Origin of the sequence: Nocardioides sp. CPCC 206348 (genome assembly GCF_048654705.1) — a bacterium.
Taxonomy (GTDB): Bacteria; Actinomycetota; Actinomycetes; order Propionibacteriales; family Nocardioidaceae; genus Nocardioides.
Window position 1 is genome coordinate 377 of sequence record NZ_JBMCZA010000194.1, and the last position, 1,564, is coordinate 1,940.

Sequence of the window (1,564 nt, forward strand, 5' to 3'; positions counted from 1 at the left end):
GCTCCGCGACGGCGCGCACACCACGATCACGACCCGGTTCCCGAAGGACGCCGTACGGCGGTTCGCCTCGATGGACGACGCCGATGACTGGCTGCACCGGCTGAAGGTGGTGGGCATCGACCTGCGCGACCCCACCCAGGTGATCGCACTGACCGAGGACGTCGCGGCCGACGGCCCGCTCGACATCCTGATCAACAATGCCTGCCAGACGGTACGACGCTCGCCCGGTTCCTACTCCCACCTGGTCGAGGGCGAGCTCGCCCCGGTCCAGGCCCCGCTGGGCCGTGAGCTGCCGGAGATGGTGACCTTCGACCGGATCTCCGAGGCGCACCCGGCGGCCATCGCCGGTGCGCTGGAGGCGCATGCCGTCGCCCACCACGACGGGGAGTCGATCGAGGCCGCGCTGGCCGCCCAGAACGCCGCGTCGCTGACCTCGCTGGCCCTGTCGGCCGGGCATGCCTCGCTCGAGCGCCACCTCGCCGGCACCGCGGTCGACGCGGGTGGCCTGCTGCCGGACACCCAGACCAACAACTCGTGGACCCAGGTGGTCGACGAGGTCGACCCGCTCGAGCTGCTCGAGGTGCAGTTCTGCAACTCGATCGCGCCGTTCCTGCTCGTGTCGCGCCTGCGTCCGTCGATGCGGGCCGCCGTGGCTGCGGGCGCGCGCCGTGCGTATGTCGTGAACGTGTCGGCGATGGAGGGCCAGTTCTCCCGCCGCTACAAGGGTCCCGGTCACCCGCACACCAACATGGCGAAGGCCGCGCTGAACATGATGACCCGCACCAGTGCAGGGGAGATGTTCGAGACCGACCGGATCCTGATGACCGCCGTCGACACCGGCTGGATCACCGACGAGCGCCCGCACCAGGAGAAGCTGCGGATCGCCGCCGAGGGCTGGCACGCGCCCCTCGACCTGGTCGACGGTGCCGCGCGGGTCTACGACCCGATCGTGCGCGGCGAGGCCGGCGAGGACATGTTCGGCTGCTTCGTGAAGGACTACAAGCCGTCCCCCTGGTGACCCGCGGTGAGTAGGGTCGCTGCATGAGCCGCGACATGGTCGACGCGTACGTCGAGCGCCTGCTGGAGGAGTTCACGGGCAACGAGTCCCTGAACCGCGACGACCAGGGCGGCTTCCCGTTCCGCTACAAGGACTGCGCCTACACGGTGCGCGTCGTGGGACCGGACGACCGGCCGGCGGTCCGGGTCTGGTCGGTCACGGTCACCGAGGTCGAGAAGACTCCCGAGCTGCTCGACTTCCTCAACGAGATCAACCAGCGCCTGCTGCACTCCCGCGTCTACTGGACCGAGAAGGCCGTGGTCTTCGAGGACGCCGTCACCGGTCTGGCGCTCAACAAGGGCACGCTCGAGTCGTCCCTGACCGACGTGATGGAGGCCAGCAACTTCTTCGCCCGACAGCTGGTGGAGAAGTTCGGCGGCAAGCTGACCGTCGAACCGGAAGCGGCCGAAGGTGCCAAGGACCCGTCCGCCGAGCCGGCCGCCGGCGACGGGATGTATCTCTGACGCACGCCGGGACTGGGCCTGGAGCGAGGCGGCATCAGGCCGG

2 protein-coding genes are annotated in these 1,564 nt (G+C 69.8%); both read left to right on the forward strand.

Going from position 1 to position 1,564, the window contains the following annotated elements; translation table 11 throughout:
* Positions 1-1,018: short-chain dehydrogenase (locus tag ACOADB_RS17555; protein WP_378601242.1), on the forward strand; the 1,018-nt coding region annotated here is incomplete at its 5' end.
* A 23-nt stretch (positions 1,019-1,041) separates the two neighbouring features.
* On the forward strand, positions 1,042-1,521 hold the full coding sequence (locus ACOADB_RS17560; protein WP_378601245.1) for a T3SS (YopN, CesT) and YbjN peptide-binding chaperone 1: 480 nt from the start codon (positions 1,042-1,044) through the stop codon (positions 1,519-1,521).
* Positions 1,522-1,564: the final 43 nt, after the last annotated feature.

Bases quoted from the DNA above. Each gene is read 5' to 3' on its own strand.
- ACOADB_RS17560 (WP_378601245.1), top strand. From the start codon at position 1,042: ATGAGCCGCGACATGGTCGACGCGTACGTCGAGCGCCTGCTGGAGGAG.